This window comes from Flavobacterium sp. RSP46, from assembly GCF_003984825.1.
Lineage (GTDB): Bacteria > Bacteroidota > Bacteroidia > Flavobacteriales > Flavobacteriaceae > Flavobacterium.
In genome coordinates this window covers 371035-396274 of record NZ_RYDM01000001.1, presented here as the reverse complement: position 1 = coordinate 396274, position 25240 = coordinate 371035, and the positions used below count along the sequence as shown (strand labels likewise).

The 25240-nt window shown below is 35.4% G+C and carries 25 protein-coding genes, 1 pseudogene and 1 riboswitch; of the genes and pseudogenes, 2 read left to right on the top strand and 24 right to left on the bottom strand.

Annotated elements, in window-relative coordinates:
• Positions 1-80: 80 nt before the first annotated feature.
• The 9 genes and pseudogenes from thiS to rplM form a co-directional block, all read right to left on the bottom strand.
• Positions 81-287 (bottom strand): sulfur carrier protein ThiS, encoded by a 207-nt coding sequence (gene thiS / locus EKM01_RS01785; protein ID WP_126458283.1) that lies wholly within the window; start codon positions 285-287, stop codon positions 81-83.
• 63 nt (positions 288-350) lie between these two features.
• Positions 351-447: riboswitch (TPP riboswitch) on the bottom strand.
• A gap of 81 nt (positions 448-528) precedes the next feature.
• Positions 529-1089, bottom strand: a complete 561-nt coding sequence (locus EKM01_RS01780) for a DNA-3-methyladenine glycosylase I (RefSeq protein ID WP_126458280.1) — start codon at positions 1087-1089, stop codon at positions 529-531.
• A 2-nt stretch (positions 1090-1091) separates the two neighbouring features.
• On the bottom strand, positions 1092-1745 hold the full coding sequence (locus tag EKM01_RS01775; protein WP_126458277.1) for a queuosine precursor transporter: 654 nt from the start codon (positions 1743-1745) through the stop codon (positions 1092-1094).
• A gap of 394 nt (positions 1746-2139) precedes the next feature.
• On the bottom strand, positions 2140-3513 hold the full coding sequence (locus tag EKM01_RS01770) for a S8 family peptidase (RefSeq protein ID WP_126458274.1): 1374 nt from the start codon (positions 3511-3513) through the stop codon (positions 2140-2142).
• Between the two features lie 402 nt (positions 3514-3915).
• Positions 3916-4321 (bottom strand): annotated as a pseudogene (locus EKM01_RS01765) (queuosine precursor transporter); the annotation flags it as partial.
• A 155-nt stretch (positions 4322-4476) separates the two neighbouring features.
• A complete protein-coding gene (gene tsf / locus EKM01_RS01760) occupies positions 4477-5301 on the bottom strand; it encodes a translation elongation factor Ts (RefSeq protein ID WP_126561260.1) in 825 nt (274 codons plus the stop codon).
• A gap of 107 nt (positions 5302-5408) precedes the next feature.
• Positions 5409-6221 carry a 30S ribosomal protein S2 gene (gene rpsB / locus EKM01_RS01755; protein WP_126766497.1) on the bottom strand — a complete coding sequence of 271 codons (813 nt, stop codon included), beginning with the start codon at positions 6219-6221 and terminating at the stop codon, positions 5409-5411.
• 180 nt (positions 6222-6401) lie between these two features.
• Positions 6402-6788, bottom strand: a complete 387-nt coding sequence (gene rpsI, locus EKM01_RS01750; protein WP_126453913.1) for a 30S ribosomal protein S9 — start codon at positions 6786-6788, stop codon at positions 6402-6404.
• The gene (gene rplM, locus EKM01_RS01745; protein WP_066080505.1) at positions 6788-7243 is read right to left on the bottom strand and encodes a 50S ribosomal protein L13; all 456 of its coding nucleotides are present in this window, start codon (positions 7241-7243) and stop codon (positions 6788-6790) included. The genes rpsI and rplM overlap by 1 nt, the downstream gene beginning before the upstream one ends.
• Positions 7244-7583: 340 nt before the next feature.
• Here rplM and EKM01_RS01740 point away from each other — a divergent pair, with 340 nt between their 5' ends.
• The gene (locus tag EKM01_RS01740) at positions 7584-8609 is read left to right on the top strand and encodes a LacI family DNA-binding transcriptional regulator (protein ID WP_126563441.1); all 1026 of its coding nucleotides are present in this window, start codon (positions 7584-7586) and stop codon (positions 8607-8609) included.
• A gap of 246 nt (positions 8610-8855) precedes the next feature.
• Here the strand turns inward: EKM01_RS01740 and EKM01_RS01735 are convergent, their stop codons facing one another.
• The 4 genes from EKM01_RS01735 to EKM01_RS01720 form a co-directional block, all read right to left on the bottom strand.
• Positions 8856-9812, bottom strand: a complete 957-nt coding sequence (locus EKM01_RS01735; protein ID WP_126458262.1) for a geranylgeranylglycerol-phosphate geranylgeranyltransferase — start codon at positions 9810-9812, stop codon at positions 8856-8858.
• 92 nt (positions 9813-9904) lie between these two features.
• Positions 9905-10843, bottom strand: coding sequence for a mevalonate kinase (locus tag EKM01_RS01730; protein ID WP_126458259.1), 939 nt, complete (start codon positions 10841-10843; stop codon positions 9905-9907).
• A gap of 59 nt (positions 10844-10902) precedes the next feature.
• Positions 10903-11097: a hypothetical protein gene (locus EKM01_RS01725; RefSeq protein ID WP_126458256.1), complete on the bottom strand. Its 195-nt coding sequence runs from the start codon at positions 11095-11097 to the stop codon at positions 10903-10905.
• A 44-nt stretch (positions 11098-11141) separates the two neighbouring features.
• Positions 11142-12242, bottom strand: coding sequence for a diphosphomevalonate/mevalonate 3,5-bisphosphate decarboxylase family protein (locus EKM01_RS01720; RefSeq protein WP_126766494.1), 1101 nt, complete (start codon positions 12240-12242; stop codon positions 11142-11144).
• A 113-nt stretch (positions 12243-12355) separates the two neighbouring features.
• Here EKM01_RS01720 and EKM01_RS01715 point away from each other — a divergent pair, with 113 nt between their 5' ends.
• Entirely contained in the window at positions 12356-12835 is a 480-nt protein-coding gene (locus tag EKM01_RS01715; protein ID WP_126740364.1) for a TspO/MBR family protein, read from the top strand.
• Between the two features lie 44 nt (positions 12836-12879).
• Here the strand turns inward: EKM01_RS01715 and EKM01_RS01710 are convergent, their stop codons facing one another.
• The 11 genes from EKM01_RS01710 to nuoF all read right to left on the bottom strand — a co-directional run bounded on the left by EKM01_RS01710 (position 12880) and on the right by nuoF (position 25240).
• A complete protein-coding gene (locus EKM01_RS01710) occupies positions 12880-14088 on the bottom strand; it encodes an NAD(P)/FAD-dependent oxidoreductase (protein ID WP_126458247.1) in 1209 nt (402 codons plus the stop codon).
• The gene (locus tag EKM01_RS01705) at positions 14085-14762 is read right to left on the bottom strand and encodes a glycerophosphodiester phosphodiesterase family protein (protein ID WP_126553089.1); all 678 of its coding nucleotides are present in this window, start codon (positions 14760-14762) and stop codon (positions 14085-14087) included. Before EKM01_RS01705 ends, EKM01_RS01710 begins: the two co-directional genes overlap by 4 nt.
• Before the next feature lie 538 nt (positions 14763-15300).
• Positions 15301-16671, bottom strand: coding sequence for an NADH-quinone oxidoreductase subunit N (locus EKM01_RS01700; RefSeq protein ID WP_126458241.1), 1371 nt, complete (start codon positions 16669-16671; stop codon positions 15301-15303).
• 13 nt (positions 16672-16684) lie between these two features.
• Positions 16685-18127 (bottom strand): NuoM family protein, encoded by a 1443-nt coding sequence (locus tag EKM01_RS01695; RefSeq protein ID WP_126553087.1) that lies wholly within the window; start codon positions 18125-18127, stop codon positions 16685-16687.
• A gap of 107 nt (positions 18128-18234) precedes the next feature.
• A complete protein-coding gene (gene nuoL / locus EKM01_RS01690) occupies positions 18235-20118 on the bottom strand; it encodes an NADH-quinone oxidoreductase subunit L (RefSeq protein WP_126564497.1) in 1884 nt (627 codons plus the stop codon).
• Between the two features lie 6 nt (positions 20119-20124).
• Positions 20125-20445, bottom strand: coding sequence for an NADH-quinone oxidoreductase subunit NuoK (gene nuoK, locus EKM01_RS01685; RefSeq protein WP_066079401.1), 321 nt, complete (start codon positions 20443-20445; stop codon positions 20125-20127).
• Between the two features lies 1 nt (position 20446).
• A complete protein-coding gene (locus EKM01_RS01680; RefSeq protein ID WP_126453958.1) occupies positions 20447-20959 on the bottom strand; it encodes an NADH-quinone oxidoreductase subunit J in 513 nt (170 codons plus the stop codon).
• A complete protein-coding gene (locus EKM01_RS01675; RefSeq protein ID WP_126458232.1) occupies positions 20960-21505 on the bottom strand; it encodes an NADH-quinone oxidoreductase subunit I in 546 nt (181 codons plus the stop codon).
• Positions 21506-21710: 205 nt separating this feature from the next.
• Positions 21711-22763 carry an NADH-quinone oxidoreductase subunit NuoH gene (nuoH, locus tag EKM01_RS01670; protein WP_126453962.1) on the bottom strand — a complete coding sequence of 351 codons (1053 nt, stop codon included), beginning with the start codon at positions 22761-22763 and terminating at the stop codon, positions 21711-21713.
• Positions 22756-23805 carry a 2Fe-2S iron-sulfur cluster-binding protein gene (locus tag EKM01_RS01665; RefSeq protein WP_126453964.1) on the bottom strand — a complete coding sequence of 350 codons (1050 nt, stop codon included), beginning with the start codon at positions 23803-23805 and terminating at the stop codon, positions 22756-22758. Before EKM01_RS01665 ends, nuoH begins: the two co-directional genes overlap by 8 nt.
• A 67-nt stretch (positions 23806-23872) precedes the next feature.
• Positions 23873-25240 (bottom strand): NADH-quinone oxidoreductase subunit NuoF, encoded by a 1368-nt coding sequence (gene nuoF / locus EKM01_RS01660; RefSeq protein ID WP_126553081.1) that lies wholly within the window; start codon positions 25238-25240, stop codon positions 23873-23875.

Here is a 25240-nt window from a genome sequence, read left to right as displayed (position 1 = left end):
TATTGAAAGATTTAAGTATTAAAAAATTGAAAGATTGAAGAGTGGATTTGATAAATCTTTCAATCTTTAAATTAAAATGGTTATCCTCCTTGAGTTGCAGAGATGATGAGAATGTTATCGGTTTCTTGTATGATGTGGGAATTCCAGTTGGATTTTGGAATTATACTATTGTTTATGGCTACGGCAATTCCGTTTTGTTTTATGGGAATTTCCAAGTCAAGAAGTGCCTGAACAGTAAGACTGTCAGTTGCAAATTGTTTCGTTTGATTGTTGATTTTGAGTTCCATTCCTTTTGAATTTAGTATACAGTTATACTTTAGGAATGGCTACAAGAGTACATAAATGTACTAGGAAGTCATCTTACTTTTCCCTACGCTAGTATGAACTAGATCAGGTTCAGAGGGTAATTCTCAGCCTACAATGTTGTAGACACCCCTAAAGTGTGAAACAAATGTAATTGTTTTTTTGATTAAAGTTTCGGATTTAAAGTTTTATTTGATAATTTAACTGTCGAAAACGGATTACTCACTACTGTTTTTTCCAGCAATCTGCAACGTGATCATCAACCATTCCGGTGGCTTGCATGAGTGCATAAACTACTGTAGAACCAACGAATTTGAATCCGCGTTTTTTCAAATCTTTGCTTATTTTATCCGAAAGTGGAGTGGTTGCAGGAACTTCTTTTAGAGATTGTCGGTTGTTTTGAATGGGTTTTCCTCCAGTAAATTCCCAAATATATTTTGAAAAACCGCCAAATTCCTCTTGTACTTTCATAAAGGCAGTAGCATTAGAAACGGCTGCGCGAATTTTTAACTGATTGCGAATAATTCCTGCATCAAGGAGTAATTCCTGAATTTTATTTTCGGTATAAAATGCTGTTTTTTTATAGTCAAAATCATCAAAAGCCAATTGGAAATTTTCTCTCTTTTTTAGGATTGTAATCCAACTTAGTCCGGCTTGGAAAGTTTCTAAGATTAGAAATTCAAATAATTTTTGGTCCTCATATACTGGAACGCCCCATTCTTCGTCGTGGTATTTTTTGTATAAATCGCTGGAAGTGCACCAACCACATCTTGTTTTTTTATCCATAATTATTCTTTTTCTGCCGCTAAATAGTTTTTTATAATGTAGTGGCCCAAGTAAATTAAAGGAGTCAAGAGAATGGCAATTCCAAGTTTGAAGGTATATCCTGTCAAGGCGGAGGTTAGAAAAACGTCAAAGTTTATTTTGCCGGGCAACCAAAAAGCAATTCCCAACACAATAAAAGAATCGAATAATTGCGAAATGATAGTAGAACCCGTGGCTCTGAGCCATATTTTTTTGTTTCCTGTACGGTTTTTGAAAAACCAAAAAACGGTTACATCTATCAATTGAGAAACTAGGAACGCAATGATACTTCCCACTATGATCCACATGCTTTGTCCAAAAACGGCAAAAAACTGCTCATCATTGACTGGACTGATTCCTTTTGCGGCTGGTATATTGATCGCGAAAAGTAAAACAAGGAAAGAGTAGGCGATTAAACCGGCAGTGATTAAGGACAATTTCTTTACTCCTTTTTCTCCAAAGTATTCATTGATTAAATCAGTAGTCAGGAAAACAATAGGCCAAGGCAAAATGCCGATGCTCATTACAAACGGACCTATTTGTATCAATTTCCCACCGATGAGTTCTGCCGTAACGGCATTAGTAATAAAGATTCCGGCAAGAATAACAAATACAAGTTCTTTTTTGGTTTTGAACATAAAAAACAATTAATATCCAAATTTAGTGTTTTAATTGAAAAGTATTAATTTGTATTGTTGTTTTCGATGTAAATTTATTCTAAACATGATTCTATTTTTTTTCATTTTTATTGAATAAAATCGTTTAATTAATTTATAATCAAATTAGTGAAAAAGAAGAATCATGTAACTTTAATATTTTGGCTAGAGATATTTTTCCGATTATTAAGTTCAAATTTTTACATTAAATAAGTCAATTTGTGCTTAGCAGTCTTATCTAACATAGCTTTTGCTATTCATCCTCTACTTAGGATATTTTAAAAATATGGATTTTTTGAACGGTATTGAAAAAAAATATGACCATAAAAAAAGAGCCCAACTTGTGGACTCCTTTGTTTAATTAGTTTTAATTGGATTAAAATCCGCTTACATTCAATCTACCTCCTGTTAAACATTTTCCAGATAAAGAGGAAGTAGGAGTAGCACTGTTCAATAGTGCTGCTTTAATTTGTGCAGCTGTTGCACCAGGATTCAAAGATGCGTATAATGCAGCCGCTCCTGACACATGTGGAGTTGCCATTGAAGTTCCGTTATAACTAGCATAGCTAGATACAAACTTACCTTTAGATCTTGCAGGTACTGTTGACCATATTCCTGAACCAGGAGCGCCTAAATCAACAGAGGTAGCGCCAAATTGAGAGAAACTTGATAGAGCTCCTGTATTGGTAATTGATGCAACGGCGATTACATTTGCGTTAGGATAACTTGCAGGATAACTTGGTGTGGTGTCATTGTCAGTTCCACTATTCCCTGCAGCAGCAATGAACAGTATTCCAGCAGTATTGGCTCTCTCAATTGCATCCTGAAGACCTTGTGAGAATCCTCCTCCTCCCCAAGAGTTATTAGTAGCTACAATGTTTAAGCCATGTCTTGTTTTTAGATCAGTGAAATAGTCAATTGCTTTAATTGCATTTGCTAATGTTCCGCCTGTTCCACCTAAAAATTTAGCGTTTATCATTTTTACATTCCATACAACACCAGCAACACCTTTTCCATTACCTCCTACAGCACCAATAGTACCGGCAACATGTGTTCCGTGGTCATCGTCAACTCCGTCAAAAACAGTATTATCGTTTGCGGCAAAATCATAGCCATACACATCGTCAACAAGGCCATTGCTATCATCATCTATACCATTTCCATCTATTTCACCTGGGTTTTTACCTGCATTGGCTGCTAGATCTTCATGAGTATACATGTAACCTTCGTCAATAATACCGATATACACAGTAGCTGATCCTAACTTATTGTTTGCCCAAGCAGCTGCGGCTTGCGAACCAAACTGATTCGATGGAGAAGTTGTAGATCCATACATGCCCCAAAGTGAACCATTAGTATAATAAGTGTCATTTGAAACTGCAAAATGATTGTATATCCAGTTTGGCTCTGCATACTCTACTCCTTGTAAATCTTTAATAAGCTCAATAGCTTCCATTGTGCCTAACTTTGAATTTACCAATAAAATTTTTCCACCTGTAGTGTTTGTTTTAGCAGTGGAAGTTTTCATAGAATTAGTGTTAATAACTTCTACTGTAGTTCCTCCAATTAGAGATAAAATGTTTGTTGATGTTTTAGCTCCAGTTTCTGTAGGTTTAAATTTAATAAGTAGTTGGTTCGCAACATAACTTGGTTGTACCTTATTTTGTACTACTTCTGTTGGGTTTAAATTTTCATCAGTACAAGAGAAAAATGCGAACAAGACTAGGGATGCGATAAATAAATTCTTCATAAATTTGAGTTTTTGGTTTAAAAAGTTAAAAGTATTAAAAAAATAAGGTAACGATAACGTTTTCGGTAAAAATATAAATAATTTTAGGTGATGGTCGTTTTATGTTAAATTTTTACGATGCGCGTTTTTAGGTAGGAATTTTCGTTTTGTATTTATAAGCTATTTTAATTTAAATTGTTAGTGGTTAATGGACACTGCATGAAGTTCAGCTTTTTATAATCTAATATGTTTAAGAGTTCTTTTTGAATGAATGAATCCGATAAAAAAACCCATTTCAAATCTCTTTGAAATAGGTTGTATATAAATCTGAGTTCAAATATTATAATCTGAAATCAAAAAATCAATTTATCCTAACGCAGCTCTTTTGAAACCTGTTTCTCTGAGCCAGATTTTTTTATTTCATGTACGGTTTTTGAAAAACCAAAAAACAGTTACGTCTATCAATTGAGAAACTAAGAAGGCGATGATGCTTCCCACAATAATCCACATGCTTTGGCCAAAAACTGTTCGTCATTTACCGGGATTATCCCTTTTGCCACGGGAGTATTTATGGATAAAAACAAGAGGTTGAACGCATAAGTAATTAAAAAAGCGGTAATTAAAGATAATTTTTTACTCCTTTTTCTCCAAAGTATTCATTGATTAAATCAGTAGTCAGGAAAACAATAGGCCGAGGTAAAATGCCGATACTCATTACAAAGGGACCTATTTGTATCAGTTTTCCACCGATGAGTTCTGCGGTAACAGCGTTAGTAATGAAGATTCCGGCAAGAATAACAAAGACAAGTTCTTTTTTGGTTTTGAACATAAAAAACAATTAATATTCAAATTTAGTGTTTTAATTTATTTTTTGGAAGTGGTTTTTAGGGAATAAAAAAATCCCATTCGAGTGAACGAATGGGATTTATAATTTTTAAACAGAATATAAATAAATTTAAGATTCTGTCGTAAATTTTGAAAAAATTATCCTAACGCAGCTCTTTTGAAACCGGTAACGATAAGATCTTTATCTAAAGATTTAACATAAGCAGCAACGCTCATTTTGTTGTCTTTGATATAATCTTGGTTTACTAAAGTATTATCTTTAAAGAAACGAGCCAATTTACCTTTAGCGATATTGTCTAGCATTGCTTCTGGTTTACCTTCTTGACGTAGGATATCTTTAGCAATTTCTATTTCTTTAGCGATGGTGTCAGCATCAACACCCGTTTCGTCTAAAGCTATTGGAGCCATTGCAGCTGCTTGCATCGATACGTTTCTTGAAACTTCTTCAGCACCCTCTACATTTGCAGATAGCGCCACTAAAGTAGCAATTTTGTTTCCGGAGTGAATGTAAGATCCGATAAAGGCACCTTCTAATTTTTCGAAAGTTCTGATTTCTAATTTTTCACCGATAACACCAGTTTGCTCGATTAATTTATCAGCAACAGTGATTCCATTGAAATCAGCCGCTAAAAATTCTTCTTTTGTGTTGAAGTTCAATGCTAAATTAGCCATTTCAGTAGCCATTTTTACAAAGTTTTCGTTCATCCCTACGAAGTCAGTTTCACAGTTTAATGTGATCACAACTCCGGCAGTTTTGTTAGCGTTAACAACAGCAATTGCAGCACCTTCTGTCGATTCTCTATCAGAACGATTTGCGGCTACTTTTTGTCCTTTTTTACGTAAGTTTTCGATAGCTAAATCAAAATCTCCTTCTGCTTCAACCAAGGCTTTTTTGCAGTCCATCATTCCTGCGCCAGTGATTGTTCTTAATTTATTTACGTCTGCAGCAGTAATTGTTGCCATAATTTTTTTATTTTAAAGATTAAAAGATTGAGAAATTTAAAGAGTTCATTATCAATTTTACAATCAATAACTTTTATCTTTAAATTCTTCAATCTTTAAATTTATTTTTATTCTTCAGTTGCAGGAGTTGGAGCTACTGTTTCAGTAACAGGAACAACTACTTCAGCAGCAACAGGAGCTACTACTTCGGTTGTTGCTTCAGCAACAGGAAGATCAGTTTCTTTGTCAGATCCTCTATCAGAAAGTCCTTCGATAATTGCACCAGTTACTAAAGTTAAGATTTTGTCAATTGATTTAGAAGCATCATCGTTAGATGGGATTACAAATTCAACCTCTCTTGGGTCAGAATTGGTATCCACCATAGCGAAAACTGGAATGTTTAATTTTTGAGCTTCTTTTATTGCGATATGTTCTGCTTTGATATCAACTACGAACAATGCAGCTGGTAGTCTTGACATGTCAGCTATTGAACCTAAGTTTTTCTCTAATTTGGCACGAAGACGATCTACTTGCAAACGCTCTTTTTTAGAAAGTGTCATGAAAGTACCATCTTTCTTCATTTTATCAATAGTTGCCATTTTTTTAACAGCTTTACGGATAGTTACGAAGTTAGTTAGCATTCCACCAGGCCATCTTTCAGTGATGTAAGGCATGTTTGCAGCTTTAGCTTTTTCAGCTACGATGTCTTTAGCTTGTTTTTTGGTAGCTACGAATAATATTTTTCTACCTGATGCAGCGATTTTTTTCAAAGCTTCATTCGCTTCTTCAATTTTTGCTGCTGTTTTATAAAGATTGATAATGTGTATACCATTACGCTCCATATAAATGTAAGGAGCCATGTTTGGATCCCATTTTCTAGTCATGTGTCCGAAGTGTACACCTGCTTCTAGTAATTCTTTTACTTCTACTTTGTTTGACATTTTTTGTTTAGTTTACGTTCTGTTGATTAGCAATGTTCCTTTTTAATTTAAAGATTCAATCTTTTAATTGGGTTTCATTTAGATGCTAAACTAATTTCCCGTCTCAACGGGACAACAACAACATTGTTTTTAAATTTAATAATCAATACGTCTTGTATAAATAATACAAGACAGGTACTATTAACGTTTAGAGAATTGGAATCTCTTACGAGCTTTCTTCTGACCGAATTTCTTACGTTCAACCATTCTTGGATCTCTTGTCAATAAACCTTCTGGTTTCAGTATCGCTCTGTTTTCAGCATTTACTTCACACATAACACGTGCCAATGCCATTCTTACTGCTTCTGCTTGTCCAGTTGAACCACCTCCGTAAACGTTCACTTTTACATCAAAATTTGTTACATTTTCTGTCATAGACATAGGTTGTAATACTTTGTACTGTAACGTTGCAGTTGGGAAGTATGTTTCGAATGCTTTTTTGTTTACAGTGATTACTCCTGTTCCTTCCGAAACATAAACACGTGCAACAGCGGTTTTTCTTCTACCGATTTTGTGAATAACTCCCATTACTTAAGATCGTTAAGGTTAACTGTTCTAGGTTTTTGAGCGCCTTGTTTGTGCTCTGATCCTACAACAACATTTAAATTTCTAAAAAGTTCAGCACCTAATTTGTTTTTAGGTAGCATTCCTTTTATTGCTTTTTCAACTAGTAATGCAGGGTTTTTTGATTGCAATACTTCAGCAGTTAAAGTTCTTTGTCCTCCAGGATAACCAGTGTGACGGATGTAAGTTTTTTCTTTCATCTTGTTCCCTGTAAGGTTGATTTTTTCTGAGTTGATAACAATTACGTTATCTCCACAGTCAACGTGTGGCGTATAACTTGCTTTGTACTTACCTCTAAGGATCATTGCGATCTTCGAAGCCATACGACCTAAGTTATGCCCATCAGCATCTACAACAATCCACTCTTTTGTAACGGTGGCTTTGCTTGCTGATTGTGTCTTGTAGCTTAATGCGTCCATAATATTATTTTAATTAAACATTCCATCCCCAATAAAGGGGTTGCAAAAGTACAATTAATTATTTTAAATACAAATACCTTAAAAGATTATTTTTTTCTTGTTTTAGTGCTGATTATCAAATGTATATTTGAAATATTTTTCCGGCAATGAATTTAGAATTAATCGAAACCGTCGATAGATTGTTTTGTTGTGAATTTTTATGTAAATTTATTGAATATTCCTCATTTTTCAGAGCCAATTTTTATATTATAATCGCTATTTTTGTCGATCTAATTGTTAATATTCTATTTATTTACATCTTGTCCCTTTTTTCTTTATTAATTACAATAAACATTTTTTTATGAAAGCCAGAGCTACACTAAAACAAATCGCAAAAGAACTGAATGTTTCTGTTTCTACAGTTTCAAAAGCACTTAATGATAGTCCGGAAATTAGTGAGTTAACTAAAATAAAAATAAAAGAATACGCAAAGCTAAAAAATTACAAACCTAACGTAATTGGTTTGAACCTAAAAAACAGGAAAACAAGAACCATTGGGGTGATTATTCCTAATATTTTGAATTCTTTCTTTGCCAAAGTATTTAGTGGTATCGAGAAAGTGGCTGATGAAAAAGGATACAATGTGATTATGTGTATTTCAAATGAATCTTTGGATAAAGAAGCGCATACTTTGGAGATGCTCAGCAATGGTACTATCGACGGATTTATTGTTTCGGTTTCTGAAGAGGCTCAAAAAAATCAGGAATACAGTCATTTTTCGGCAATCATTAATGATGGAACTCCTATTGTGATGTTTGATCGAATTGCGGATGGCGTTGATTGTGACAAAGTTATTGTAGATGATTTTGATTCGGCCCTAGATTCTACCCAACATTTAATTGATTTAGGATGCAAAAACATAGCGCTGTTTTCTTCAGTTGATAATTTGAGTGTCGGGAAATTGCGCGCTGACGGCTATATGAAAGCCCTAGAAATCAACAATATACCCATTAATAAGGCTATAATTTTGAGAACTGATTGTGATGAAAATCTAAATAATCTCATAGAAAATATTTTTGATACCAATACAATTGACGGGATTTTTGCTTTGGACGAAAATGACTCCGTAGCTGCTTTGAGAATTGGACTCAAAAAAGGATATAAAATTCCCGAAGCACTTTCTATCATAGGTTTTGCAGATGGTATACTCGCCTCCCGTAGGTTGTCTCCCAGTTTGACCACGGTCAGTCAGCATGGCATAGAAATAGGCGAAGTTGCTGCTAAACTACTTATTGATCGACTGGAATCTAAAGAAGAACACATTCCCTATGAAACGGTTGTCATTAAGACAAAATTGAAAGAAAGGGAGTCAACAAGAAAACTGTAGAAGGGTATTATAGCAATCCTGCGGAATCACGTTTAGCAATGAAATGAACCCGAAAAAGGGTTTGTACAATGCCCCATAGCATAAAAACTGCTCTTTTTTTGTTTTTATTGAATACATAAAATTAAAAATCAAATTAATAAATGGTTGTGATTTTCTAATTTTATAGTAGGAACCCTTTTTCTATTTCAAGAGAATGCCTAGCCTGATGATAGAGGTTTTTTTTAGTAATTCTTAAAAAGGGATTGTCTAAAGCATCATCAGCAATCTTTTGCCGTGCCATAAAACACTCGGATCAATCAGTACAATACAAAATACTCCAGAGACAATTAAAAATTTCAGGACATTATGAAGCAATAGGAATTGTGGTTTAGCATTTGATTTCCACAAGTAAAGCAAGGATAAAATAAGGATTATGAGCGAGGAATAAAAATAAATATCCATATATCCCACATCGTAAATTTCGATTAAAACATAAACGGGAAAAACGGTAAGGAGTGTCAAAAAGGTTATGATTTTTTTTGAAATTTCTTCTCCATAAACAATGGGAATCGTTTTATAATCAGTAATTAAATCGCCTTTCAGATTTTCTAGGTCTTTAATCATTTCCCGAATCAGCAGCAATAAGAACAAAAAAGAGGCATGCACAAATATTACTCCAAGCTGTCTTTTGTAATTTTCAATTTCTTCAAACGGGATCTGATTGTAGTAATACAATAGTATGGCAAAAAAAGGGGTCACGGCAAGTAAAGCCGCTGTCAAATTTCCTATTATAGGGTATTTTTTTATTTTATGGGAATAAAACCAAATAACGAAAATGTATAGGGAAAAGAATAAAAAAGCACGCCAAGAAACAAACAGAGCCATTAAGGCAACTATGAAATTCAATGTAAAATAGACGTTTAGTTTTGTTTTTTGACTCACTAATCGATCTAACATGGACTTGTTAGGGCGATTGATTAAATCTTTTTGGCTGTCATAAAAATTATTGATAATATATCCCGAAGCAATTGTTAGTGATGAAGCAAAAACCAAGATAAATAAATTGAAATCGAGTAAAATAGCCAAAGCTCTTGTGTCAGGAGCCAAAATAAATATGGCTGAGAGGTATTGTGCCAGGATAATGACCGGAATGTTATAGCCTCTAACCACAGAGAACAAACTTGCAATTTTCATTAGGAGAAGTTTGTGGTGCCTGCTTAACATTTAGATTTATTTAAGAATGTGCTCCCAATAATAAGGGTGCTATTTTAGGTTTTCTTCTCCCTCTCCTTTGAAGAGGGTTGGGGAGAGGATGTTTAAAACTGGTACACGACTTCTAGTTTATACTCTTTCAGGGAAATTTTGGCTTTTTCTAAATCTTCTGTGAATCCTAAGATGTAACCACCGCCACCAGAACCACATAATTTCAAATAATAATCATTACTGTCAATTCCTTGTTGCCAGATGCTGTGAAATTGTTCCGGAATCATTGGTTTAAAGTTATTCAAGACCACTTTAGATAGTTTCTTGGTATTCATGAACAATGACTTCATGTCACCACCTAGGAAATTTTCAACGCAGGCATCCGTATATTTTACGAATTGATTTTTTAACATGGCACGGAATCCTTTGTCTTTCAGGTTTTCCATGAAAATATTCACCATGGGAGCGGTTTCGCCCACAATTCCAGAATCTAACAAAAATACGGCTCCTTTGCCGTCAAAGCTTTGATTTGGAATTCCGGTTGCTTGAATGTTATCTTTAGAATTGATTAAAATAGGGATACTCAAATAACTGTTCAAAGGATCTAATCCAGAACTTTTTCCGTGGAAAAAACTCTCCATTTGAGAAAATATATTTTTTAGCTGCAATAATTTTTCACGAGTCAAATTTTCCAGAACCGTAATTTTATTTTGAGCATATTTATCATAAATAGCGGCTACAAGTGCACCACTGCTACCTACGCCATAACCCTGAGGAATACTGGAATCAAAATACATTCCGGCTTCCACATCATTTTTCAAGAGGTCTAAATCAAAAGTAACCAGATTGGGGTGTTCGTCTTGTAAAGTGTCTAGATAGATAACAAAACGCCTTAAATTCCCATTTGATTTTACCGCTTCTTCAGACGAATTTCCGTCTCTTTTGAGCGCACCATTATAAAAATTATATGGAATTGAAAGCCCTTTTGAGTCACGAATTATTCCGTATTCTCCAAAGAGTAGTATTTTTGAGTAAAATAAAGGTCCTTTCATATGGTGTTGTAAATTAACAATTTGGGGGTTGGCAATTAGGCATTTTTTAATGTGCTGTTTTATAAATCAACTTGATCGCCACGATTCGCTTCCTGAATTTCAAGGTCAATTTCTTCTTGTTGTTCAGGTGATAAATTTTTCCAAACCTCTTTTTTTTGTGATTTGAAAATGTTTTTCACAGCTTCAATTATGGCTGTGTCGTCAGTTTCTAACAACATTTTTATCAATTCTAATTTCTCGGATTGAATGTCCATGTTTTCAGGTCTTTAAAAATTAAAGATAGTGAAAAATAAATAAATTAAAGCAATACCGCTCCATTTCCAATTTCGTCACAAATGTACTGACCATTTTGACAATAGCCAACTAATTCGTTCTTAATAAATTGTAAAACAGTTTCGGCAACATTTTCAGGGTATAAAACATGCACATTTGCACCGGCATCAAGCGTAAAACAAACCGGAATTCTAGTCTCATTTCTAAATTTCCAAATCGCATTTATAATCTCCAACGTATTCGGCTTCATTAATATAAAATAAGGCATCGAAGTCATCATCATGGCATGTAAAGTTAAGGCTTCGCTTTCTACAATTTTGATAAATTCCTCTAAATTTCCACTTTCGAAAATTAAAATCAATTGGTCTAAATTTTCATGCGCTTGTGCAAACCGCCTTTCGGCAAAAGGATGGTTGTGCATCAAATCATGTCCAATGGTACTTGAAACTTGTTTTTCCCCTTTGTCAACTAGTAAAATAGTATCTTGAAAATTCTTGAAATTAGCATGAATTGCATTTGGAAATTCCACTCCAAATAAATCCGAACTTCCGGAGATATTTGTATGATTTCCCCACACTACAACTTGTCCTTTTACACTTCTGCAAGCGCTTCCTGAACCCAAACGTGCCAGCAAAGACGCTTTCTGATAAAAATATTCCTTGGTCATTCCTGGATTTAGCGCTTTTTCTAAACTCATCAAGTTCATCGCCAAAGCTGCCATTCCAGATGCTGATGAAGCAATTCCGGAACTGTGCGGAAAGGTATTTTCCGTGTCAATCGTAAAATGGTAGTCTTTCAAAAACGGCAAATAGATTTCGATTCGCTCCAGAAATTTTTGGATTTTTGGTTTGAAATCTTCTTTTGGTTGTCCTTCAAAAAGTAAGTCAAAAGAAAAATCATCTTTTATGTTTAGCGCAGTTGAAGTATTTTTTTTGGTGAAAGCCAATTTCGTAATCGTTTTACAATTGTTTAACGTAAAACTCACCGAAGGATTCGCAGGAATTTGATTGTCTTTTTTCCCCCAATATTTTACAAGGGCAATATTGCTGGGTGCGCTCCATTGAAAATTGCCTTCTTCAATCGAATGTGTATATTGTGATGGGATAAAATCGTTTGCTGAAATCATGAATGTATAAATTTATGCAAAGATACTTTTTTTGGGTTATTTGTTTATTCGTTTAGTTGGTTAATCGTTACAAAGATTTGAGTAAATTTGGCTCACATTAGAAAAATATAAAAATGAATAAAATCACCCGAATATTAGCTGTTGTTGTTACGTGTCTTGCGATTGGTTATTTCTCTGGTACGGTTACTCGTTCTGCCATTACCACTTGGTATCCAACCTTAATAAAACCAATTTTTAATCCGCCCAATTGGATCTTTGCACCAGTCTGGAGTATGCTATATGTGATGATGGGTGTTGCGGCTGGATTAGTTTGGGACCGAATAGAAGTAGAAAAAGAACTAGTAAAAAAAGCGTTGATTTTCTTTGCGATTCAATTAGCACTGAATGCTTTGTGGTCGTATTTATTCTTTGGATTACACAACCCGATGTTAGCCGGATTAGAAATTATTGTATTGTGGTTGATGATCTTTGAAACGTACCTTCAGTTTTCAAAAATCAATAAAATTGCGGGCTATTTATTCATTCCGTATTTGGCTTGGGTAAGTTTTGCAGCGGTTTTGAATGGAAGTATCTGGTGGTTGAATAAAGGATAGTTTTTTAACCTTTTAGGCTTCCACACTGTTAAAGCGTTGATTTATTATATAGCACTCGCCACAATAAATCCACTAGTCCACGCATTCTGAAAATTGAATCCGCCTGTAATCGCATCAATATTTACGATTTCACCAGCAAAATATAGGTTTTCGTGTAGTTTGCTTTCCATAGTTTTGAAGTTAATTTCCTTTAAATCAATTCCGCCTGCCGTCACAAATTCTTCTTTAAAGGTGCTTTTTCCATTCACTTGAAAAGTGCCATTCGTTAATTGATTCGCAAGATTCGTCAATTGAATTTTAGACAAATCGGCCCATTTCGTCTCCGCTTCAATTCCGGAAGCGAACACCAAACTTTCCCATAATCTATTGGTTAATTCGAAAGGAGATTTCTTGGAAACTGATTTTTTCGCGTGTTCCTGTTTTAAGTCTTTTAGCTTTTTCTCGACATCTTCTTTGTCAGCATCGTTCAACCAATTCACGAAAATATTGAACTGATAATTTTTATCATGCAAGATGCGGGCTCCCCAAGCGGAGAGTTTCAATATCGCCGGTCCGCTCATTCCCCAATGGGTAATTAACAACGGTCCTGTTGAGCTGAGTTTGGTGTCTTTTACTTTTACGGTTACTTGCGCCGCAACTCCGGGTAATTCTTTTATTCTGGAATCTTTGATATTAAAAGTGAATAAAGAAGGAACCGGGCTGACAACTGCATGACCAAAATTCTGTAACATTTCCCATACTTTAGGATTACTCCCAGTAGCTAGAATCAGTTTTTCGGCAAGATAATTTTCAGTTTGGGTTTCGATTTTCCATTCATTCTCTTTCTTGAAAATTGATTGTACACTTTGTCCTGTAAGTACTGCAATACCCAGTTTTTGTGTGGCAGTTAGAAAACAATCAATAATAGTTTGTGAAGAATTCGAAACCGGGAACATGCGTCCGTCTCCTTCTATTTTTAATTCTACACCATGTTTCTCAAACCATTCAATCGTATCGCCAGAACAGAACTGATGAAAAGGGCCTCGTAATTCTTTTTCGCCACGCGGATAAAACTTCACTAATTCATTTGGCTCAAAACAAGCGTGCGTCACGTTGCATCTTCCGCCGCCGGAAATGCGAACTTTTTGCAATACCTCTGCACCGCGCTCCAGAATGGCAACTTTCAGTTTTGGATTTTTTTCTACAATATTTATCGCTGTAAAAAAACCTGCTGCGCCACCGCCTACTATTATTATATCAAAATTCTGATTCATATTCTATTTGGGAAATCGGTGATGATTCCGTTTACGTTGAATGTTTTTATTTTTTCAATATCTTCTAATTCATTGATAGTCCATGGGAAAACCTGCAATCCTTTTTCTTGCATTTGCGCCGTGTTTTCTTTTGTCAATAAATGAAAATGCGGATGAATGGATTTTGCCTGAATGAATTTGGCGAAAGCCAAAGCCAAGTCTAAATCAGTTTCCGTTAAAACGCCAATTGAAATTTTATCATTTAAAAACGCCACTTGCTGCAACGCATTCCAATCAAAACTGGAAATTAAAAAACGATCGTATTTCCAACCTTTTTTAGCAACATATTTTTCAATGAGTGAGACTACTTTGTCTGTTGCTTCGTAGCTTTTGAGTTCAATATTGATCAGGCAGCCTTGGTTTACCAAATCAAAAACCTCTTGTAGCGTAGGGATTTGGTGCTTTCCATTTATTCGAAATGCCTTTAATTCTTGCAAAGATAAAACTTTTACAAAACCTTTTCCATTGGTCGTACGGTCAATGGTTTCATCGTGAATAACAATTAATTCTTCATCAGCACTCAAATGCACGTCGAGTTCAATACCGTCCACATGTAGGTCTAATGCTTTTTGGAACGAAACAAGAGTGTTTTCCGGTTCGTATCCTTTAGCACCACGATGTCCAATTTTGAGCATTGCCTTTTAATTTTGAGTAAAGATAAACATAAAAAAAACGCCTTCATTTCTAAAGGCATTTGGATTTAAAAAGTAAACTCATAGTCAGTTTAGATTCTTCGGTATCGTCTCCAGCTTTTGGAGAGTCCCAGATTTTATTATTTCAATTCTAATGCGAAACAAGTGTTAAGAATCAGTATTACAAATCGATTAAAAAAAACAGAAACACCTTCTATATATCTTATTAAAGTATAAAAATCAGCGACTTACGGAATTCTCGAAGTGCTTTTAAACATACGATTATTCAGACTAAAGCATTAAAATTAGTGCAAATTTATTCGACAATTTGTGAAAAATTAGAAAAGATTTAAAATATACTTGTGAGCGATTCAGTAACAACGATAAGCCAGATTTAACAGATCCAGAAATTATGACCATCTATTTTGAAAAAAGACAATACCGTTCCATTAGATTGAGCACACAATTCATTGCAAAAACACATGACAAAAAAATTCTGATAGCTAAGTCATCAAGATTTTTTTTAATATACAGATTTAATTTATGCCAACAAATCCAACACTAAGGATGGAAACAACCCTAATGCGATATTCAACACAATTGCTACAATGGCAACCGCATAAATAACAACCGGCGTTCCTTTTCGTTCCTCGTTTGGTTCTTTAGTGTACATCGCCAAAATCAATTTGAAGTAGTACCCAACGCTTATAATCGAATTGATCACTGCTACGATCACTAAAGTCAAATAACCCGCTTGAATCGTTTGATTGAACAAAACCAACTTAGCAAAGAAACCCGCAAAAATAGGAATACCTGCCATAGAAAGTAAAGCTGCCGTAAGAATGGCCGCTAATAAAGGGTTGGTTTTTCCTAATCCGTGGAAATTTACAACATCTTCGTTGTCTCTATTTTTACAAACGTATAAAATCACACAAAAAGCAGCGATTCCAGATAAAGAATACGCTGAGGCATAATACAACAAACTTCCAGCTGATGTAGACAAACTCAACAAAGTCATCAACATAAAACCGGCATGAGAAACGCCAGAAAAAGCCAACATACGTTTCACGTTTGTTTGTCTCAATGCCATAATATTACCAACGGTCATCGAAGCCATCGAAATCACAACGACTACCATTTTGAATGACTCAGAAACATCCGCATTCATTACTGATAGTAATTTGTACAAACTAGCCATAGCAACTACTTTTGCCAAAGTACTCATTAATGCAGTGGTCAACGCTGGAGAACCTTCGTAAACATCAGGTGCCCAGAAATGAAATGGAACTGCCGCCACTTTAAACAACATCCCTATGGTAACCAACACAATTCCTATTGGAAACCAAACTGGCAATTCCGCTGATTGCGACAATTCACTGATTTCAGTAACGTCAAAACTTCCCATGGCACCATAAATTAAACAGATCCCAAAAAGAATGATTCCAGAGGCAAAAGATCCCATTAAAAAATATTTCATTCCCGCTTCGTTACTTTTCAAACTCAAACGGTCACTTGCAGCAAGAATGTAAAGTGCAATGGACAACACTTCGATTCCTAAAAAGAACATCGCTAAGTTTCCAAAAGAAACCATTGCCACTGCCCCTGCTAATAAAAATATTTTTATGGCAATATAATCCGAGATTTTAGATTGGTGATTTTCGTAAAAATTATGTCCTAAAGCTACCAAGAAAATGGTTAGCACAATAAACAAAGATGAAAAAGTAGTTGAAAATTTACTCACAACAATCATGTTGCTATAGTAACTTTCCGTTGAATTATATTCAGATATAGTTAAACCCAGCACTCCCAATAATCCAATAATCATTATTGGAACAATGGCTCTTCTTAAATTAAAGATTTCAAATAAAAGGCATAAAACACCTAATCCTATTATAGCTATTAATGTATTCATTTTTTTATTTGACTTAGTTAATTCGGTTTATTTGAGTTAAAATTTCTTCCAGACTTGGGGTAATCAAATCAGTAATTGGCTTTGGATACATCCCAAAAAAGAATAAAACACCAATTATTAGTACCAAAGTTATTCCTTCATTGAACGTTACATCCGCAAAAGGTTTTGAATTAGTTTCGCCCAACATGGCATGTTGAAACATTTTCAACATATAATACGCTCCTAATATTATGGTTGTTCCTCCTAAAATAGCAAACCAAATGTTGATTTGTGAAAGACTGTATAAAACGGTGAATTCTCCAATGAAATTAAAAGTAGTTGGCAAAGCAACAGAGGCTAAAACCAAGATTAAAAACATTGATGTAAATTTTGGTGTCTGTGAACGAATGCCTCCCATTTCAGCAATTGCTCTAGTTTCATATCTTCTAAAAATAATTTCAGCTACATAAAACAATCCAACAACTACAAATCCGTGTGCAATCATTTGTAAAACAGCACCACGCAATCCATCTAATGTCAACGTGTACGTTCCGGCTGCTATTAATCCAACGTGAGCCAAAGAAGAATACGCTAATAATTTCTTCAAATCTTTTTGTTTCAATGCAACGATAGACCCGTAAATCACCCCTGCAAGTCCAAGTCCGATGAAAATATACATGTATTCCTTAGCTGCCAGAGGTGTCAAAGGCAATTGCCAACGAATAACGCTATACAATCCCATTTTTAGCATGATCCCTGACAAAAGCATCGTACCAACGGTTGGTGCTTTCTGATACACATTTGCCTGCCAAGTATGAAAAGGAATTAATGGAATCTTAATGGCATACGCCAAGAAGAAAGCTAAGAATATCCACAATTGTTCAGTTGCTGTTAGGTTCAATTTGTATAAATCTTCTAATAAAAGACTTCCCGCTTTTTGATACATATAAACAAAAGCCACTAACATAAATAAAGAACCTGCTAAGGTGTAGATAAAGAATTTAACTACTGCTTTTTTGCGTTCTTCTACGTCTCCGTTACCCCAAATTAAAGCGATGAAGTAAATTGGAATCAATGATAATTCCCAAAAAACATAATACAACAAACCGTCTGATGCTAAGAATGTTCCTGCCATTGCAAATGACATGAACAAGATTAACGCATAAAAAGATTTTGAATTTTCGTATTGATTTCCAAAAGAAGAGAATATAATTATTGGAGTCAAAACCGTAGTCAATAAAAGCATCGCCATTGACAATCCATCTGCTTTTAGAGCGAAAGAAATATTAGGTTGCGTAATCCACTGGTTGATGAAACTGATGTTTTCACCTAAATTATAGTGATTTAATAATACAATTGAAGCGCCTGCAGCAGCTAACCCAAAGAACAAAGCTACTTTTGAAGCTAGCTTATCGCCTGCAAGATACGTTGCAAACGTACCGACCAAAAGTATAATTAATATTAGAGATACATTCATTTGTAATTATTTATTGTTTTTTAAACATCCTTCGAACCAGATTTTTAAAAGAAAATTTATTTTAAAATTATAATTTTAGTATTATGAAAACTTGTGTATAAATTCGGTTATTCTGCTAAAAACAAATACGAAACAATAGCACAAAGTCCTAAAACAAAGGCAAAGAGATAAAGACCGATACTTCCGTTTTGGACTTTCTTTCCTTGAAAACTTATTTCGTTTGCTACTTTTCCAATACCAAAAACAAAAGCTGTTACACCCGTTTCTATTGTGTCTCTGAAAAAACGAGACAAAAAGTTAATTGGTTTAACAAAAATAGCATCATAAAATTCGTCCACATAATATTTATTGTAAAGAACTTTAGAAAATCCTGTAATGGCCGCATCCTCTGTAGGAACCTCGTTTTGTTTGATGTATTTAGCGTAAGCAATACCAATTCCAACCAATCCACCCACAACAGCAATAACCATTAAGATGTATTCAGTAGTTCCTAAATGGTGTTCTGCCGTGGCTAATTTAGGTACAATAGGAGTCAAATATTCATTCAACCAACTATTTCCAGGCAAACTGATCATACCACCTATAGTAGCCAATATTGCCAAAACAATCAAAGGAATGGTAATCAAAGCTGGACTTTCGTGCAAATGGTGCTTTTGTTCTGCTGTTCCTCTGAATTCTTGGAAGAACGTTAAAAACATTAAACGGAACATATAAAAAGCAGTCATTATAGAGGCAACCGAAGCCACAATCCATAACGGAATGTTATTATGGAAAGCCACTAATAATATTTCGTCTTTAGAGAAAAAACCGGAGAATAATGGAACTCCTGAAATCGCTAATGAAGCAATAAGCATTGTTGCAAAAGTAATTGGCATTGCTTTTTTCAATCCACCCATCTTGCGCATGTCTTGTTCACCGTGCAAAGCATGAATTACAGAACCGGAACCCAAGAACAAACAAGCTTTAAAGAAAGCGTGCGTGATTACATGGAAAACAGCCACTTCATAGGCGCCCAATCCCAAAGCCAAAAACATTAATCCCAGTTGAGAAACAGTAGAATACGCCAAAACTTTTTTGATATCATTTTGCAGCAGTCCAATGGTTGCAGCAACCAGAGCAGTAACCGCTCCAACAATAGCAATAATCGATTGTACATCCGGAGTCAAATCAAATAAGAAATTCAATCTGGTAATCATAAAAATCCCTGCTGTTACCATCGTCGCCGCGTGTATCAGTGCCGAAACCGGTGTTGGTCCCGCCATCGCGTCCGGTAACCACGTATACAATGGAATTTGTGCTGATTTACCGCAAGCGCCAATGAATAACGCGAAAGCAGCAACAGAAAGCCAATACATATCAAGATCCGTTGCACCGGCAATAGCAGTTTTTAAAGTAGCGTAATCTAAAGTCGAGAATAAATTACCGAGAATGAAAATTCCAACTAACAACCCTAAATCCCCAATACGGTTCATGATGAATGCTTTCTTTGCAGCGTCATTAAATTCTTGGTTTTTATGCCAAAAACCAATTAACAAATACGAACAAAGACCTACGCCTTCCCAACCGATGAACATCACTAATAAGTTACTTCCTATTACTAAAAGAATCATGAAAAATATAAACAGATTCAAATACGCAAAAAAGGTATGCATATTTTCATCCTCATGCATATAACTGATCGAATACAAATGAATCAAAGATCCAATTCCGGTCACAAAAAGCAACCATAAAATGGACAGTTGGTCCAATTGAAATCCAAAATCGACTTTGAAAGTACTGATTTGGATCCAGTCAAAAAGAGCAATTCGAATGCCTTCTGGTTGCGCTGCAATTCCCCCAAAGAAATAAGCAGTCGCAATAAAAGAGACAACAACAGAAAGTGTTCCGATTATTCCAGAAAGTGATTTTCCAAGGCTTTTGCCAAAGAAAACATTAATTAAAAATCCTAAAAAAGGAGCAAGAACTAAAACTAAAGCTATATTGGTATTCATTTCCATTTATCCTTTTAGGTTTTTTAAATTATCGATGGTAATTGAACCTAAATTTCTAAAAATAGAAACCAGAATTGCCAATCCTACCGCAACTTCTGCCGCAGCAACAGCCATCGAGAAGAACACAAAAACTTGTCCTTGCGCATCTTGATGATACGTCGAAAATGCTACAAACAATAAGTTTACTGCATTCAGCATAATTTCAATTGACATAAATACGATTATGGCATTTCGTCTGTACAACACCCCAAAAACGCCAATACAAAAAAGTATCACGCTTAGGAATATATAATTTTCAATACCAATGTGGTTTAAAATATTGTTCATTTTATTTTTGCAATTTTTCTTTTTTAGACAATAAAACAGTACCAATCATAGCGACCAAAAGCAATATAGAGGCAAATTCAAAAGGCACCATATATTCGTTGAGCAACACTTTACCCAGTACTTTTATAGATTGATAATCTTCGCCAGTGGTTACATATTCGCCAACAATAGGTTTTGAGTTGATAAAAATAGCAATCAAAATCAAACATATCAAACAAAAAGAAACAATTGCTCCTAATCTTGTTATTCTTGGTTTGTGGACTTCTTTTTCTTCGTTCAGATTCATCAACATGATCGTGAACAAAAACAAAATCATAATCGCTCCAGAATACACGATGACATGTACTATGGCTAAAAATTGAGAATTCAATAATAGATAATGACCCGCAATCGAAAAGAAACACACCACTAGATAAATAGCACTGTGAATCGGATTTTTGCTGAAAATTGTCAAAAAGGCGGTTGCTAATGTGATAGCAGCCAATACACAAAAAATTATAAGTATTGTAGACATTTAGTTCGCGTTTTTAAGTTGAGCATTTTTCATTGCGATATCTAATGGCATGACCAATCTGTCTTTTCCAAAAATGAAATCTTCTCGTTCATAACTTGAAGGAACCAATACTTTAGAAGTCGTCAGGTAAATGGCGTCTTTAGGACAAGCCTCTTCACACAAGCCACAAAATATACAACGCAACATATTGATTTCATATATCGATGCATATTTTTCTTCTCGATACAAATGTTTTTCATCCTCTCTGCGTTCTTCAGCCTTCATCGTGATGGCCTCTGCAGGACAAGACAACGCACACAAACCACATGCTGTACAGTTTTCACGACCTTCTTCATCTCGCTTCAACATGTGCTGCCCCCGATACACAGGACTCATTTCACGCACTTGCTCCGGATACTGAATCGTTACTTTTCTGGTGAACAAATGCTGAATCGTAATTATCAAGCCTTTGACAATCGCAACCAGGTACATTCTTTCCCAAAAAGTCATCTCTTTATTAGAGACTACTTTTTTCCTTCCCGATAAGGATATGTTTTCTATACTCATTTTTTAGTCATTTCGAGGAACGAAGCAATCGAACACTCAATTTTAATCCTTTCTACTTATTTTATTTGAAGCTTAATCCTGCTATTCGCTGTATCTTTTATTTTTTAAAGAAAAAAATAAAAGGATGCCGCTACTATCAGGGCTAGTGATTTTGAGATCTATGTATTAAATTTAATGCTAATTAATTTTATTTTAAGAGTAGACATTAAAATCCTAAATAAGCCGCAATATCGCTTCTCAAAATTACAATACCCGTAATCACTATATTGATGATAGACAGTGGAATCAATATTCTCCAACCCAAATGCATCAATTGATCGTATCTAAATCTTGGAATAGTCCATCGTACCCACATATAAAAGAAAATGAATCCACATATTTTTATAAAAAGAACTCCAATACCTATAACATTGGCAATATTGATTCCCCAATTTTCAACCACCCAACTCATCCCAGGATAATTATAGCCGCCAAAGAATAAAACCGCCAAAATAGTAGATGAAATAAACATATTTGCATATTCAGAGAACAAATAGAAACCCATTTTCATCGACGAATATTCCGTATGATACCCCCCAATTAATTCGGTTTCACATTCTGGCAAATCAAATGGCGTTCTGTTGGTCTCCGCAAAAGCACACACCAAGAAAATCAAAAAAGATAAAGGTTGGTAAAAAACATTCCAACTCATTCCAGACTGCTGTGCTGAAATTTCTCTCAAACTCAACGTCCCGGTCATCATCAATAGAGCGATAATTGAAAGCCCCATTGCCACTTCATAAGAAACCATTTGAGAGGCAGCACGAACCGCACCAATCAATGAAAATTTATTGTTTGAGGCCCAACCTCCAATCATAATTCCATAAACACCTACAGAAACAACTCCAAAAAAGTATAATAATGCTATGTCAATATCAGCTGCTTGCAGCAAAATATCCCTGCCAAACAAATGAAAACGATCGCCCCAAGGAATAACAGCACTAGTCATTAAGGCCGTACTCATTGCAATGGCCGGACCTGCAAAAAACAACACCCGGTTTGGCGTATTGGGTTCAAATTCTTCTTTCGAAAACAATTTCAAACCATCAGCGAGTGGTTGAAACAATCCCATAGGTCCCGCTCGGTTTGGGCCAACTCGATCTTGAAGCCATGCGGCAACTTTACGTTCTGCCCAAGTAGAATACATCGCCATAAGCATTGTTATAGCAAAAACTACTACAATAATGACGCTTTTATCAATGATAAGTGTACTATCCATTATTACCTAAGCTTTTTTGATTCGTAATATCTTCTTCAGTCAATGGAAACTCTACCATGCTTATTTTCTTGCGGTCTTTCTCTCTTCCTAAAAGAATATTCTCTTCGGTAGCGATTTCCACTTTTTGTAATTTTCTATTGTATTTATTTTGATTGATCACAGAATCTTTTTCAAAGGCTCTCGGCCCTTCAATAATCCAATCCGCAACATCTTTGTGATCAAAACGACACCCATTACAAATAAATTCATCTACTTCATGGTACTCATCTTTTCTTCCTGTAACGCGTTGAATTTCGTCACCAAACATCCAAACGGTAGTTTTTCCAGAACAAGTTGGGCAATCTCTGTGTGCATTATAAGGTTTGCTAAACCAAACTCTCGATTTAAATCTAAATGTTTTATCTGTTAAAGCGCCTACCGGACAAACATCAATCATATTTCCAGAGAATTCATTGTCAACCGCTTTTGAGATACACGTTGATATATTAGAATGATCTCCTCTATCCATTACTCCGTGCACACGATCGTCTGTCAATTGATCAGCCACCATCACACAACGGTAACAAAGAATACAACGGTTCATGTGTAATTGAATATTTGGTCCTATATTTTCGGGCTCAAATGTTCTTTTTTCTTCGATAAAACGCGTTTCTGACTTTCCGTGCTCAAAGCTTAAATTTTGCAAATCACATTCTCCTGCCTGGTCACAAACCGGACAATCTAATGGGTGATTGATCAATAAAAACTCCGTTACTGATTTTCTGGCTTCGGTTACTCTTGGCGAAGATTTACTGTTCACTTCCATTCCGTCCATACAGCCCGTTACACAAGATGCCATTAATTTTGGCATTGGTCTTGGATCAGCTTCACTTCCTTTTGCCACTTCCACTAAACAACAACGGCATTTTCCGCCGCTTCCTTTTAGTTTAGAATAATAGCACATCGCTGGCGGAACTACCTCTCCACCTATCATACGTGCTGCCTGCAGGATTGTTGTTCCTGGTTCTACTTCTATGCTTTGACCGTCTATGGTTACTTTCATTATCTACCAATATTTAACTCCTACGGAGTATCTTAATTCTGAAATCAAAAAACGTTAATCCTTACTCTTAAATCATTTCTTTAGAAACTAAATGCTTTACTTTTTCAAAAGGTTCCGCAACAAAATGATCTCTATGTTTTATTTTTTCCGGGAAACGAATGTGGTATTCAAACTCGTCTCTAAAGTGCCGAATCGCAGCTGCCACTGGCCAAGCTGCCGCATCACCCAATGGGCAAATCGTGTTCCCTTCAATTTTACTTTGAATGCTCAACAACAAATCGATATCTTCTTCACGACCGTGACCATTTTCTATTCGGTGCAATACTTTTTCCATCCAGCCAGTTCCTTCACGACAAGGGGAACATTGTCCACAGCTTTCATGATGGTAAAAACGAGAGAAATTCCAAGTATTACGTACAATACATGAAGTATCATTATACACAATAAATCCACCTGATCCTAACATAGAACCGGTTGCAAATCCACCGTCACTTAACGATTCGTAGGACATTAAACGATCTTCACCGGCGGCAGTTTTATAAATCAAATGAGCAGGTAAAACGGGAACAGAACTTCCTCCCGGTACAAATGCTTTTAAAGGTCTGTCAGAACTCATTCCGCCTAAATATTCATCAGAATTCATGAATTCATAAACACTTAAACCTAATTCAATTTCATAAACACCCGGATTTTTAATATGTCCAGAAGCCGAAATTAATTTGGTTCCTGTAGAACGCCCAATACCAATTTTGGCATATTCTGCACCTGAATTATTAACAATCCACGGCACCGCGGCGATCGTCTCTACGTTATTCACCACCGTTGGATTAGCCCAAAGTCCTGAAATAGCAGGAAATGGTGGCTTGATGCGAGGATTTCCTCTTTTTCCTTCCAACGATTCTATCAATGCAGTTTCTTCGCCACAGATGTAAGCTCCGGCACCACAATGAACATATAGTTCTAAATCATAGCCTGAACCTAATATATTTTTACCCAAAAATCCAGCGGCTTTTGCTTCGTTAATGGCTCGTTCTAATATTTTATATACCCACATATATTCTCCACGAATGTAGATGTAGGATAGGTTTGCACCCAAAGCATAACTAGAAGTAATCATTCCTTCAATCAACAAATGAGGAATAAATTCCATCAAATAACGATCCTTAAAAGTTCCTGGTTCTGATTCATCTGCATTACAAACTAAATGCCTTGGTTTTCCTGATTTTTTATCAATGAAACTCCACTTCATTCCTGCGGGAAAACCTGCCCCACCGCGACCTCGCAATCCGGAAGTTTTCACTTCTTCGACAACCTCGTCTGGCGTTAATGTTTTGATGGCTTTTTCTACTGAAGCATATCCACCATTCTGACGGTACACTTCGTAAGTTTTAATCCCCGGAATATTTATTTTATCTAATAATATTTTTTGTGACAT